Raw genomic sequence first — 13326 nt, 5'->3', positions numbered from 1 at the left:
GCTTCCGAGACCGGTTGGGTGAGCGGGCCTGGGAGGCAGTGGACTCTGTGAGTTGACCCCAGGGAGGTGACCTGACATATCGTCTCGCGCATGCGAACCTCCAGCCGATGGCTCGCGCTCCTGGGAGTGCTGCTCGCCGCGTGTGCTACGTCGACGACAGGGGTGCGCGAGGACGACGAAGCGCCCGAGGTTGTGTCCTCATGGGAAGAGGCCCGAGAGGACCCGAGCTGCGTGGTACCGCTGTGCGAGGGCGAGCGCTGTGCCCTCTGGCGCTGCCGGGACGTGGTGGAAGTGGAGTCCTCTGCTGCGGAGGAGGACACCTCTCCGACGGTGGTGCTGGCGCGAGGGCCGATGCCCCAGGCGATGCGGCCTCCGCTGGTGGGCAACCCCGGGAGGTGGTGGGGACGCACTGTGGCAGCGCCCACCTACGAAGAGCCCATCTTCGAAATCCCCTGGCACAACTGGAAGGAGCGTGAAGAGCGTGCGCGGCAGCGCAAACACCCGCTGGGGTGCATGCTGCCGCCCGAGCCTCTCGAGAAGCACCACATCTTCCCGCAGCAGGAAGAGCTGGCCCTATGGTTCAAGAGAAAGGGTATTGACATTCATGCCTTCACCATCAGTCTTCCGAGGAGCTTCCATCGGAGGATTCACAGTGGCGGACCTGCGGGAGGCCAGTGGAATGAAGCCTGGCGGCAGTTCAAGGAGGGCAATTTCAATGCTAGCGCCGAGGAGATGTGGCAGTTCGCGTTCGAGCTCATGTTCCTGTTCAACGTGAATGGCCCACTCGTCCCCTATTGCCAGGATTGAGCCGAGGAGCACCTGCATGCGGTATTTCAGAGTCAAGGAAGACAGGTCCACTTACACAGGGGTCGTTGACGCCGCGCACAAGAGGGGCCTTCCGGGACTTCTCAACTGCCCTGCTTGCAAGGCCACTTGGAGTGGTGGTGCCAAAGTGTACCCTTCGGTGGACCTGACCCCGGTGGCCGCTCTGGCCGACTTCGAGGAGGCTCGGCCCGAGCCCATCGAGGAGTATGAAAGGATGTGCGAGCTGGTTCGCCCGCTACTCCCCCCGGGTGCTGTGTTGGAGCCCGGGGCGGGCTTCGGACCACTCGTGGGCAAGGCCCAGGGCCGCTTCGGACCGCTTGTGTTTCCCTTTGGCTGGTGGCTGCTGGTGCAGCGCGAGGTGCTCGAGAAGCTCCAGGCCGAGGGCCTGAGAGGACTCAAGGGCTGTCCCACCCAACTGCGCTTCCGCCAGCGTGCATCTCCTGAGTTGCTCGAGCTGGAACTGCTCCCCGTGGGCTGCGCGCACCCCGAGTGCCTTCCTCCCAATCGCAAGCCTCCCTGCTCTCGCTGTGGCCGCCTTGCCCTCACCCTGCCCAAGCCCCTCCTGTTGGACGCCGCCACCCTCCCCGAGCACCTGGACGTCTTCCGGCTGGAGGACTTCTCCACCGTCATTGTCTGCACCGAGCGCTTCGTCGAGGCCTGCCAGCGCCTGGGACTCGATGGGGTGGTCTTCCTCCCCCTGCCCACGAAGTGACAACCCGCTCGGCGTGGGGGGGGGGGCAGGTGCGTCGGTCAATCAACTCCAGGAAGGAGGTCTGACGTATTGTCGCGCGAATGGGAACCGCCATCAGATGGCTCGCGCTCCTGGGAGTGCTGCTACTGGCCGCATGTGCCACGTCGACGGCAGGGGTGCGCGAGGACGGCGAAGCTCCCGAGGTGGTGTCCTCGTGGGAAGAGGCCCGAGAAGACCCGAGCTGCGTGGTACCGCTGTGCGAGGGCGAGCGCTGTGCCCTCTGGCGTTGCCGGGACGTGGTGGAAGTGGAGTCCTCTTCTGTGGAGGAGGGCACCTCTCCGACGGTGGTGCTGGCGCGAGGGCCGATGCCCCAGGCGATGCGGCCTCCGCTGGTGGGCAACCCCGGGCGGTGGTGGGGACGCAACGTGGCAGCGCCCACCTACGAAGAACCCGTCTTCGAAATCCCCTGGCACAACTGGAGGGAGCGAGGAGAGCGCGCGCGGCAGCGCAAACACCCGCTGGGGTGCATGCTGCCGCCGGAGCCTCTCGAGAAGCACCACATCTTCCCGCAGCAGGAAAAGCTGGCCGAATGGTTCAGCAGCAGGGGTATCGACATCCACGCCTACACCATCAGTCTTCCCCAGAGCTTCCACCGGAGGCTGCACAGCGGCGGGCCCTCTGGAGGCCAGTGGAATGAAGCCTGGCGGCAGTTCAAGGAGAACAACGGTAGAGCTGGCCCCCAAGAAATCTGGCAGTTTGCGTTTGAGCTGATGTTCCTATTCAAAGTGAATGGACCACTCGTCCCCTATTGCCAGGATTGAGCCGAGGAGCACCTGCATGCGGTATTTCAGAGTCAAGGAAGACAGGTCCGCGGGTTACACGGGGGTCATTGACGCCGCGCACAAGTGGAAGCTTCCAGGTCTCCAGGATTGCCCTGCGTGCAAGGTCACCTGGGGTGACAACTCCAGAGCATATCCCTCAGTGGATCTAACCCCGGTCGCATCCCTGACAGATTTCGAGGATGCTTGGCCCGAGCCCATTGAAGAGTATGAAAGGAGGTGCGAGCTGGTTCGCCCGCTCCTTCCACCGGGTGCAGTGTTGGAACCCGGTGTGGGCTTCGGACCACTCGTGGGCAAGGCCCAGGGCCGCTTCGGGCCGTTCGTGCTCACCATCTCCTGGTGGCCGCTGGTGCAGCGCGAGGTGCTCGAGAAGCTCCAGGCCGAGGGCCTGAGAGGACTCAAGGGCTGTCCCACTCAACTGCGCTTCCGCCAGCGCGCATCACCTGAGTTGCTCGAGCTGGAACTGCTCCCCGTGGGCCGCGCGCACCCCGAGTGCCTTCCTCCCCATCGCAAGCCTCCCTGCCAGCGCTGTGGCCGTCTTGCCCTCACCCTGCCCAAGTCCCTCCTGCTGGATGCCGCCACCCTCCCCGAGCACCTGGACGTCTTCCGGCTGGAGGACTTCTCCACCGTCGTCGTCTGCACCGAGCGCTTCGTCGAGGCCTGCCAGCGCCTGGGACTCGATGGGGTGGCCTTCCTCCCCCTGCCCACGAAGTGAGTGAAGCGTGTCTGGGCTGAGGCTGGTACCGAGCCACTGGTCGGAACGGTGCTGACTGAGCGCGAACCCTTGGACATGGTGAACGTGGCTCGTGAGCGAGTATGGGAGGCAGTGGACTTTGTGAGTTGACCCCAGGGATGTGACCTGACGTATCGTCGCGCGCATGCGAACCTCCAGCCGATGGCTCGCGCTCCTGGGAGTGCTGCTGGCCGCATGTGCCACGTCGACGACAGGGGTGCGCGAGGACGACGAAGCCCCTGAGGTCGTGTCCTCATGGGAAGAGGCCCGAGAGGACCCGAGCTGCGTGGTGCCGCTGTGCGAGGGCGAGCGCTGTGCCCTCTGGCGCTGCCGGGACGTGGTGGAAGTGGAGTCCTCTGCTGCGGAGGAGGACTCCTCTCCGACGGTGGTGCTGGCGCGAGGGCCGATGCCCCAGGCGATGCGGCCTCCGCTGGTGGGCAACCCCGGGCGGTGGTGGGGACGCAACGTGGCAGCGCCCACCTACGAAGAACCCGTCTTCGAAATCCCCTGGCACAACTGGAAGGAGCGAGGAGAGCGCGCGCGGCAGCGCAAACACCCGCTGGGGTGCATGCTGCCCCGCGAGCCTCTCGAGAAGCACCACATCTTCCCGCAGGCCTGGGACCTGGCCCTATGGTTCAAGGACAAGGGAATCGACATTCATGCCTTCACCATCAGCCTTCCCCAGAGCTTTCACCGGAGGCTGCACAGTGGCGGACCTGCGGGCGGCCAGTGGAATGAAGCCTGGCGGCGGTTCCAAAAGGAAAATTTTGGAGCCGACCCACAGGAAATCTGGCAGTTCGCGTTCGAGCTGATGTTTTTGTTCAAAGTGAATGGTCCACTCGTGCCCTACTACTGCCAGGATTGAGCCGAGGAGCACTCGAATGCGGTATTTCGAAATCGAGGGAGACAGGTCCGCGGGTTACACCGGCTTCATTGATGCCGCGCACAAGTGGGGTCTTCCGGGACTTCTCAACTGCCCTGCTTGCAAGACCACGTGGAGTGGCGGTGCCAAAGTGTACCCTGCGGTGGACCTGACCCCGGTGGCCGCTCTGGCCGACTTCGAGGAGGCTCGGCCCGAGCCCATTGAGGAGTATGAAAGGATGTGCGAGCTGGTTCGCCCGCTCCTTCCACCGGGTGCTGTGTTGGAGCCCGGGGCGGGCTTCGGACCACTCGTGGGCAAGGCCCAGGGCCGCTTCGGGCCATTCGTGCTCACTGTCTCCTGGTGGCCGCTGGTGCAGCGCGAGGTGCTCGAGAGGCTCCAGGCCGAGGGTCTGAGAGGGCTCAAGGGCTGTCCTACCCAACTGCGCTTCCGCCAGCGCACATCACCTGAGTTGCTTGAGCTGGAACTTCTCCCCGTGGGCCGTGCACACCCGGATTGCCTCCCCCCCAATCGCAAGCCTCCGTGTCCTCGTTGTAGTCGCCTTGGCATCCGCTTGCCCAAGCCCCTCCTGCTGGACGCGGCCTCCCTCCCCGAGCACCTGGACGTCTTCCGGTTGGACGACTTCCCCACCGTCGTTGTCTGCACCGAGCGCTTCGTCGAGGCCTGCCAGCGCCTGGGACTCGATGGGGTGGCCTTCCTCCCCCTGCCCACGAAGTGACGCTCTCGCCGGCTTTGACGGCCGGCAGCCCTCCCGCGTGCCCAGAGCGCGAACCCCTGAAGCGTTTTTCGGTGCGACATCTGGAGGCACCCCCTGTCAGCAGTCATGGCTGCCCTGTCGCGGCCCGGAGCCCCTGGGTAGGAGCTCTGTCGACATCAGAGGGGATTCATGTACCGAGAACGAGGGGGAAGCATGTACCGGGTCCTGGGGGGCGCGGCCTGGCTGGCGGGAGCGACCTTCATACTCCTGGCGGGGATTCTGCCCGGCGAGGCGCTCGCGTGGGGACGGGAGGTGGCGCGCGGCAAGCCCGCCACGCAGTCGAGCACCTATGGGACAGCGCCCGCGTCCCGTGCCGTGGATGGCAACACCGAGGGCCAACTGGGCGCGGGTTCCGTCACCCATACCAACAATGACGCGGCGGCCTGGTGGCAGGTGGACCTGGGCGACACCTACGACATCACCGAGGTGCGGGTGTGGAACCGCACGGATTGCTGCGCCGAGCGGCTGCAGAACTTCTATGTCTTCGTCTCGACGGTGGCCTTCACGTCCAATGATCCCGAGGTGACGAAGGGGCAGCCCGGCGTCAAGGCATACCTGGTCTCGGGCGTGGGCGGCAGCCCCACCACCGCCTCGTTCTACCAGACGAAGGGGCGCTTCGTGCGTGTGCAACTGCGTGGGACCAACTACCTGTCCCTCGCCGAGGTGCAGGTGTTTGGCCAGCCTGCCCACCGCATGGACCTCGACTTCGACGGCAGGAGCGACATCAGCACGTGGAGCCCCAATGCGGTCTCTTCTTGGCAGGACACCAGCTATGAGCTCCTGCCCCTGAGCAACGTCGTCGCCAACGGCTTCGACCGCTTCGACGGGTACCCGGAGACCGTGCGCCACTTCCGGGAGGGGGGCGCGGCCCACTACGCCATGGTCCGTGGCGATTTCGATGGCGACCAGCGCAGCGACCTGGCGGCCCTGAGCTCCAACGCCGCCGGGACGTGGGCCACTCATATCGACGTCAACCTCGTCGACTCGCTCACCCACTGGACGAGCAAGGCCCCCGCCAACACGCCCTTTCACATGCGCAATGGTGGCTCGGCCGTCTACCGGACGTTCGCCGGAGACTTCGATGGTGACGGGCGCGATGATCTGGCGACGCTCTCACCCAACGGCGGTGGCGGGTGGGCGAGCTGGCTGTCCATGGAGCTCTCCCGCGGCTACATGAGCTTCAGCTCCGCCCAGTGGGCGAGCAACACGCCCCTCCACATGCGCAATGGCGGCACGGCCGTCTACAAGACACTCTCCGGCGACTTCAACGGGGATGGCCGCACGGACCTCGTCACCCTCAGCCCCAACGGGGGCGGCGGCTGGCGCGACTGGGTGTCCATGGATCTCTCCACCGGTGCGGGTTTCTCCAGCGCCATGTGGCTGACGCCCACTCCGCTGCGCATGCGCGAGGGCGGAGCCAACGCCACCTACGAGTCCTTCGTCGGCGACTTCAACGGGGACGGCCGCAGCGACGTGGCCACGCTCAGCCGGGACGCCACGGGCGCCTGGAGCAACAACATCCTCGTGGACCTCTCCACGGGCAGCGGCTTCACCACCCAATGGTGGCCCGCCAACACGCCCTTCCACATGCGCAACGGTGGCTCCGGCGCCCTCTACAACGTCTTCGTGGGCGACTTCGACGGTGACGGGCGCAGCGATCTGGCGACGATCTCCCCCAATGCCGCTGGAGGGTGGGCGAGCTGGCTCTCGGTGGAGCGCTCCTCGGGCACGGGCTTCGTCAGCGAGCTCTGGGCGAGCGTCACGCCCCAGCACATGCGCAACGGCGGAGCCAACGCCCTGTACCTGACCACCGTGGGCGACTTCAACGGGGATGGCCGAACGGACCTCGTCACCCTCAGCCCGGATGGGGGTGGGAGCTGGGCGAACAACCTCTCCGTGGACTTGTCCCAGGGCACCACGGCCTTCAACAGCTTCTTCAAGCCCGCCTACGTCCCGGAGGCGATGCGCAAGGGGGGCTCGTACGCGGACTACCTCGTGTTCTCCGATGTGCAGGCCCGCGGTGGCCTGGGCTTCGAGGATGTGTGCCCCGCCTACGCCCTGCGCCGCGTGCGCGCCCCCATCCTCCACAAGTGGAACCTGATGGGGCGGCAGCTCTCGTGGCTGGGCTGTCCCGTCTCGGACACGCTGCCCACGGCCGATGGCGGAGACCAGCTCCTCTTCGGAACCGGCCGCATCTCCGCGGCGCCCGGCAAGCCCGCGTACGCGGTGGGCGAGCCCGTCCTGTCCAAATGGCTGGCCACCTGCATACCGGGCACCTCCACATGTGGCGCGGACGGTCCGCTGGGCCACCCCACGTCCGACGCGGTGGCTTCCGGGGACGGCTACACCCTGCAGACCTTCGCGGGCGGCTTCATCCAGACCTCTTCCACGGGGAGCACCCTCCTCGTCACCGATGCCTTCTACGCGGCGTGGACGCGGGCGGGCGGGCTGGCCGTCATGGGGCGGGCCACCTCGGACGTGATGACGGTGGCGGGAGGCAGCTACCAGCGCTTCGTCAACGGCGACGTCTACAGCTCCACCTTCGGCACCTTCGCGGTGAAGGCGGGTGCCCTGTACAACCGCTGGGCGCTGTCCGGCGGCGTCACGGGCGAGCTGGGCTTCCCGCTGGGCGACGAGCAGGTGTTCCCCGAGCCCGAGGGCGGCCGCATGCAGTCCTTCTGGGACCGGGGCCGGCGCTCGGCCATTGCCAGCTCCGCCTATGGCACCTTCCTCGTGCGCGACAGCCTGTGGCTGTCGAAGGGGGGTCCGCGCGCGCCCAACGGCTGGGGCGAGAACATCGGCTGGCCGCTGCAGGAGGAGCTGAGCTACGCCGGCCATGACGAGTGGGGTGCCTACTGCCTCACCCATCCGCAGCGCACCTTCCGTCAGGACTTCATGCGCGCCTCCTCCTGCTACTTCCAGGATGGCTCGCCGCAGAAGAGCCTCCTGCCGCACCCCTTTGGCGACACGCCGCGTGACTGCGTCAAGGCGGTGAGCAACCCCTACGGCAGGCCCGACACGGACTGCTTCCCCACCTACTCGCCGCCGCCTCCTCCTCCTCCGCCTCCTCCGGCCTGGGGTGGAGGCCACACCTGCCCCGTCCAGGGCCTGCTCACCCTCTTCACCCAGGACGCTTCGGGCACTCCCTTCTTCGGGTGCCTCGGGGACCGCGTCCCTTCAGATGGGGGCGGGTACACCACCACCGTCTATACGGGGAGCGGCGGAACCTCCGCGCCTCCCCAGCCGGTCAACCTGCGCCACAACGCGGAGCAGTGGCTGTTCGGCACGGACAGGGACTCGGTGAACGCGGAGCTCCAGCAGAAGGTCGCGGCGGCCTCCTTCGGGGACAACGTCTACCTGCTCAATGTCCCCAGCATGCAGTGGTACTTCAAGACGGGCTTCTACCTGCTGAAGATCGACAGCTGGTTCGATGACGCGCGGCCCAAGGACTGGCCGTGGAGTACGCCCAAGGGCCCCTTCAGCGCTCCCCTGGTCGCGCGCGTGGTGGGCATCGGCGCCAGGCCCGCGACGATGACGACGGCTGGCTCCGAGAAGACGACGTGGCAGTTCTCTCCGGGGCTGATGCCGCAGAGCGACCCGAACGTGCTCGCCATCATCGGCACGGGCAACGGCCCCTTCGACATGAGCGGCTTCCCGCTGGGCATCCCGTTGGGCAGTGTCGTGGTGGGCTCCCGGCAGACGTACGGAGGAATCGGCTCCACGCCGGGGTTGTTCGACTTGGGCGCTGTCAACACGGACGCGGCCAACGCGCGCAACCACTTCATCAACACGGTGGGCCACGGCACCAACGCCAACACCAACATCATCGCGCACAGCGCCGGCAGCGTGGTGGGCGAGGCGCTCATCCGCAACTACTCCGCCGGGCACGGCTGGTTCTACGGCACTCCGCAGGTGGGGTGTGGCACGTACGGGGGACCCTGCGAGCGGTACTTCGTGGCCGGCTCCGGTTGGGACATCTACTACCGCAACAACCAGGCGGATCCGGTCGCTGGCATCACTTCCACCCTTCCGGTGGGAGGTATGATCGCCTCGGCAGGAGACGTGAAGGAGCCCATCAACCCCAACACCCCTCGCAGTGACCTCGATGGGCTGAGGGATCGCGCGTACCACAGCTACAACAACTGGAACATCTGGGAGCTCGAACCCGTGCTGCCGCGCGACAAGTAGTGGGGCGCACCGGCCCGCCCGTGGGGCATGTGCCTCGCGGGCGGAGCCGGGGGACGGGAGGTTTTTCCGGGGCGGGTGTTTGCCGAACGACCGTTCGAAACTATTCTTGACCTGGAAGTACAGAATGGTTAGGAACAGGGCATGCCTCGCTCCAAGGAGTTCGATCCAGACGCCGCCGTGGGAGAAGCCATGGAGCTGTTCTGGACCCAGGGCTACGCCACCACCTCGCCCCAGCAGCTGGGCGAGCGGATGGGCATTGGGCGAGGCAGTCTCTACAACGCCTTCAAGAGCAAACATGCGCTCTTCGAGCTCGTGTTGCGCCGCTATCACGACCTGGAGGCAATCAAGGCCATCGAGTTCCTCGAGCAGCCGGGTCCGGTCAAGGAGCGGGTGCGCCGGTTGCTGCGCATGCTCATCGAGTCGGACCTCAACGATCCTCAGCGTCGCGGATGTCTCATCACCAATACGGCCATCGAGCTCGCGGGGCGCGACGAGACCGCGACGAAGCTGGTGGCGCGCACGTTCGATCGTCTGGAGGACGCGCTCGAGGCGGTGATTCAGGAAGGCCAGCGCTCGGGCGAGCTCGAGCCAGGCCTGGAGCCTCGCTCGGTCGCGAGCTTCCTGTTGAACGCCATCAACGGGCTGCGCGTGCTGGGCAAGACGGCCGAGGACTCCAGCAGGCTCGACCGGGTCGTGGAGATGGTGCTCCGGTCGTTCTAGTGCACGAGGCCCTCCCGGAAGAGTGAGCGCCGGGGCGCCGAGAAATGTTTGAGAAAGATATGACCCGTTCGCATCCCGTGTTCACCGTTGCATTCCTGTTCCTGCTGCTCGAGGCCTCGTGCATCGGAGGAGCTCCACGCCCATCCACCAGCCCTCCCGAGGTGCGGCTCTACGCGCTCGACTGCGGGCACTTCGACATCAAGGACATGGGGCTCTTCGCGGATACGCCAGAGTACAACGGTGTGTCCGGAGAGCTCGCCGTGTCGTGCTTTCTCATCCGGCACCCCCAGGGCCTCCTGCTGTGGGACACGGGGCTGAGTGACTCCATCGCCGAGTCGCCGGACGGCGGCCTCGACCCCGTTGGCAATCGCGCCCGCGTCCGCACACCGCTCCGCGCGCAGTTGGGCGCGCTCGGCCTCTCGCCCGAGGACGTGCGCTATGTGGCCTTCTCGCATCTGCACGCGGACCATGCGGGCAACGCGAACGCCTTCACCGCGTCGACGTGGATCCTCAACCGGCGGGAGCTCGACTGGGCCCTCCAGACGCCGACGCCCCTCGGCGTGGTCCCGGCGACGTTCTCCGCCTATCGCTCGGTGAAGACCTGGTTGCTCGAGGGCGATACGGATGTCTTCGGCGATGGCTCGGTGCGCATCCTCCGGACTCCCGGCCATACACCCGGACATCAGAGCCTCGCGGTCCAGCTCCGGCACTCGGGGACGGTGGTGCTCTCGGGCGATCTCTGCCACACGCGCGAGAACTGGCTGCGCCAGCGCGTCCCGCCCTTCAATGACAGCCGGGAGGACACCCTTCGCTCCATCGAGCGGATCCGCACGTGGGTCGAGGACACCCATGGCCGCTTCGTGGTGCAGCATGCGCCGGAGGATGTCTCGGCGCTGCCGCGCTTCCCGGCCTTCCTGGAGTGAGGCCTCGGGGTCACCCGGTCTGCTTCAGGGACTTCACGAACGCGAGGTACTTGGGAGCTTCTCCCGAGAAGAGTGCCTCGCCTCCGCCCTGCAAGGCCCGGGAGAGCTCTTCCTCCGCGCGCTCCCGGTTGCCGAGTTCCAGCTCGCACTGCCCGAGCCTCAGGTGGATGAAGGGCGAGCCCAGGCCCCCGGAGCTGCGCACCGCGCCCTGCAAGGCGTACTTCCCCTCGCTGAACCTCCCCAGCCGGAAGCAGGTGTCTCCGATGGCGCGCAATATCTCGAGCGCCTCGTCGTGCTCCTCGACGGGCCGGGGGATGAGCGCGAGGGCCTCGCGGAACTTCAGCAACGCGGACGCGAGCTCCTTCCGCCGCACGAGCTCCTCGCCCATGGCGCACAGCTCGGCGATGGTCTCGTGTCGAGCGTCATGCATGCATGTTGGGTTCTAGACCACTCGGGGGAGGGCGGGTAGTCGCATGCCCTGCGCACGTGCTCCGGATTGGCGGACGCGCTCCCACATGCGCCCCAGGCGCCGTGGAGGCGTGGGTCCTGGATGCGAGGCGTTCAGGTGTTCACATCTCGAGTTCTCGCGTGGGGCGATGGACGTTGCGCGGGACCCGGGGGTGATTGTCGCGAGCGTCCCCTTCCTCTTGACTGGCCTTGCTGGCCCGCTGCCCCGCGTCGGGGCGCGACTCCTTGAGGTGGTCTCCGATGAACCGACATCTCGTGCTCGTTCCGGGCTTCGGCGGGTTCGATGCCCTCGGCACCCTGCGCTACTACGAAGGTGTGACCCGTGTGTTGGAGCGGACATCGCTCGTCCTGCACTACTTTCCCAACCTGCCCACGGCCAGCGTTCGCACCCGCGCCGAGCAGCTCCTCTCCTTCCTCGACGAGCGCTGGCGGCGCAAGGAGATCCGCGCGGGAGATGAGGTCCACCTCGTGGGGCACTCCACCGGCGGGCTCGACCTGCGCCAGCTCCTGCTGAATTACCGGGAGCTGGAGGGCAAGGGCCCGGCCGGCGGGGACTCCGCGTTGCAGGTGCTCGGCCGCATCCGCTCGGTGCAATTCCTCTCCACGCCCCAGCGCGGCACGAACCTGGTGCGCCGGCTGAACCAGCCGATGGTCCGCACCCTGCTCGTCCGTCCCCTCCTGCGAGCCCTCTACGAGAGCGCGCGCGGGCTTCGCGAGCGCGGCACGGCACAGAGTGGCCGGCTGCTCCGCTATGTCCTCTTCCGGAACAAGCGCCAGGAGTCCGCCAACTGGATCGACGCGATCCTCGACACGCTGCAGGCCTGCTACTCGCACAACGCCTACCCGAGCGCGCTGGCCCGCGCCGGGTACTTCGAGCTGCTGCGCTGGTTGCTGAACATGGCCTGCGACACCTCGGCCCTCAGCGATCTCAGCCCGGTGCGACTCGGGAACGCGCCTCCCAGCCCCGCGCACGAGGGCGACCCCGAGGGCGAGCGGCGCTTCCTCACCGGGCACGGCATCCGCTACGCCTCCATCGTCACCGTGGCGCGGCCCAAGTCGGGGCGGTGGTTGGACCTCTTCAACCGGCTCTACGCCTTCACGGCCGAGTCCCCGGATTCGCGCCTGGGCCTGCCGCAGGCCGTGCAGAAGCTGATGGAGCCCCGCTCCGCGCGCATGCTCTCGCTGGCCGACAACGATGGGCTCGTGAACACCGTCTCCCAGGTATGGCCCGACACGGCCTCGAGCTACCTCGTCGACGCGGACCACGCGGACGTCATCGGCCACTTCCAGGCGGACAGCGCCGGGGGCTTTCACGGCACCTTCAAGCGCTATGATTTGCTCAACTCGTCCTCGGGCTTCGACGCGCTGGCCTTCGCCGAGCTGTGGACGCGCATCGCCTCCTTCACGGAGGGGCGCGCCTACCATGAGTCCGGCCGCACGCCGCGCCGCCCGGCCGCCTCTGGGGTGCAGAGCGAGGCCCATCCCTGAGCCGGGTGCTCACGCCGGTGGGGGCTGGCCCGCGGGGGCGGGGGAGGGCTTGAGGGGCCGGAGCTCCTCCCCTTCGATCATCACCTCGTCCACGTAGCACCAGCCCCAGTCCTCGCCCGGCTCGAAGGAGCGGATGACGGGGTGCTGGGTGGCGTGGAAGTGCCGGGTGGCATGACGGTTGGGTGAGGAGTCGCAGCAGCCCACGTGCCCACATTCCAGGCACAGGCGCAGGTGCACCCAGCGGCCGCCGATGCGCAGACAGTCCTCGCATCCAGCGGTGGTGCTCGGACGGACGTCGCGCAGGGTGTCGAGGTGCGTACAGCCAGACGTCTCCATGGTGAGTTCTCCTCTCTCTCTCCAGGGTACGCACACCGCGCGCCGGCCCTCGGGACTCACCCGGGCAGCGGGCGGCCGGGCAATCCCTCCCTTCGTGCCCGGGCCCTCGTCCTCCAGTGAACAGCCTCGTGCTCCCAGGGGCTGGAGACCGTTGGCCATTCATCACCGCCATGCGCAGCGCGGACAACTCCGTGGAGGCGCGCCTCACGGAGCTGTCGCCCACCGCGATCGGCCCTCCTATTACCAGGGCTTCATCGAGGCGTGCGTGGCCCTGGCGGGGGGCCAGCGGGTGCGCACGCGGGTGGTGTCGCGCGAGGGCCAGGGGGCTCGGCTTCACGTGGAGTGGGAGGAATCGCGCGCGGGAGTCTGAGGCGAAGTCTACCCACATGGGTAGCAGGGGACTCGGCGAGCGGATTCTTTCCGTCACACGGTTACTTGCTCCACTCTGCGGCGCTCGCCGGGTTTCGGGCATACTCGC

13 protein-coding genes are annotated in these 13326 nt (G+C 67.3%); 11 read left to right on the top strand and 2 right to left on the bottom strand.

Translation table 11 applies throughout. The annotated features are described in order from the left end of the window. Window positions 1–90: 90 nt before the first annotated feature. From DAT35_RS08535 to DAT35_RS08495, 9 genes are all read left to right on the top strand, one after another. Window positions 91–807, top strand: coding sequence for a TIGR02269 family lipoprotein (locus DAT35_RS08535; protein WP_108066380.1), 717 nt, complete (start codon window positions 91–93; stop codon window positions 805–807). Beyond that, window positions 776–1537, top strand: a complete 762-nt coding sequence (locus tag DAT35_RS08530) for a double-CXXCG motif protein (protein ID WP_369945237.1) — start codon at window positions 776–778, stop codon at window positions 1535–1537. Before DAT35_RS08535 ends, DAT35_RS08530 begins: the two co-directional genes overlap by 32 nt. Before the next feature lie 80 nt (window positions 1538–1617). Further along, window positions 1618–2337 (top strand): TIGR02269 family lipoprotein, encoded by a 720-nt coding sequence (locus DAT35_RS08525; protein WP_108066378.1) that lies wholly within the window; start codon window positions 1618–1620, stop codon window positions 2335–2337. Further along, window positions 2306–3070: a double-CXXCG motif protein gene (locus DAT35_RS08520; protein ID WP_369945235.1), complete on the top strand. Its 765-nt coding sequence runs from the start codon at window positions 2306–2308 to the stop codon at window positions 3068–3070. Before DAT35_RS08525 ends, DAT35_RS08520 begins: the two co-directional genes overlap by 32 nt. A gap of 163 nt (window positions 3071–3233) precedes the next feature. Continuing rightward, on the top strand, window positions 3234–3953 hold the full coding sequence (locus tag DAT35_RS08515) for a TIGR02269 family lipoprotein (RefSeq protein ID WP_108066376.1): 720 nt from the start codon (window positions 3234–3236) through the stop codon (window positions 3951–3953). A 16-nt stretch (window positions 3954–3969) separates the two neighbouring features. After that, window positions 3970–4686, top strand: a complete 717-nt coding sequence (locus DAT35_RS08510) for a double-CXXCG motif protein (RefSeq protein ID WP_108066375.1) — start codon at window positions 3970–3972, stop codon at window positions 4684–4686. A gap of 192 nt (window positions 4687–4878) precedes the next feature. After that, on the top strand, window positions 4879–8913 hold the full coding sequence (locus DAT35_RS08505) for a discoidin domain-containing protein (protein ID WP_158501608.1): 4035 nt from the start codon (window positions 4879–4881) through the stop codon (window positions 8911–8913). A gap of 141 nt (window positions 8914–9054) precedes the next feature. Further along, complete coding sequence (locus DAT35_RS08500) at window positions 9055–9633, top strand: TetR/AcrR family transcriptional regulator (RefSeq protein ID WP_108066373.1); 579 nt, start codon at window positions 9055–9057, stop codon at window positions 9631–9633. A 59-nt stretch (window positions 9634–9692) separates the two neighbouring features. After that, window positions 9693–10556, top strand: a complete 864-nt coding sequence (locus DAT35_RS08495) for an N-acyl homoserine lactonase family protein (RefSeq protein ID WP_108066372.1) — start codon at window positions 9693–9695, stop codon at window positions 10554–10556. A 10-nt stretch (window positions 10557–10566) separates the two neighbouring features. Here the strand turns inward: DAT35_RS08495 and DAT35_RS08490 are convergent, their stop codons facing one another. Then, entirely contained in the window at window positions 10567–10986 is a 420-nt protein-coding gene (locus DAT35_RS08490) for a M48 family metallopeptidase (protein WP_108066371.1), read from the bottom strand. 278 nt (window positions 10987–11264) lie between these two features. Between DAT35_RS08490 and DAT35_RS08485 the strand changes: the two genes are divergently transcribed. Next, entirely contained in the window at window positions 11265–12512 is a 1248-nt protein-coding gene (locus DAT35_RS08485; protein WP_108066370.1) for a triacylglycerol lipase, read from the top strand. A gap of 9 nt (window positions 12513–12521) precedes the next feature. Here DAT35_RS08485 and DAT35_RS08480 read toward each other — a convergent pair whose 3' ends face one another. Then, on the bottom strand, window positions 12522–12848 hold the full coding sequence (locus tag DAT35_RS08480) for a ubiquitin carboxyl-terminal hydrolase 14 (RefSeq protein ID WP_108066369.1): 327 nt from the start codon (window positions 12846–12848) through the stop codon (window positions 12522–12524). A 151-nt stretch (window positions 12849–12999) separates the two neighbouring features. On the opposite strand from DAT35_RS08480, the gene DAT35_RS08475 reads away from it, so the two are divergent. Continuing rightward, window positions 13000–13218, top strand: coding sequence for a DUF2378 family protein (locus DAT35_RS08475; RefSeq protein ID WP_108066368.1), 219 nt, complete (start codon window positions 13000–13002; stop codon window positions 13216–13218). Window positions 13219–13326: the final 108 nt, after the last annotated feature.

Origin of the sequence: Vitiosangium sp. GDMCC 1.1324, from assembly GCF_003044305.1 — a bacterium.
Lineage (GTDB): Bacteria > Myxococcota > Myxococcia > Myxococcales > Myxococcaceae > Archangium.
This window is presented reverse-complemented; position numbering and strand designations above follow the sequence as displayed.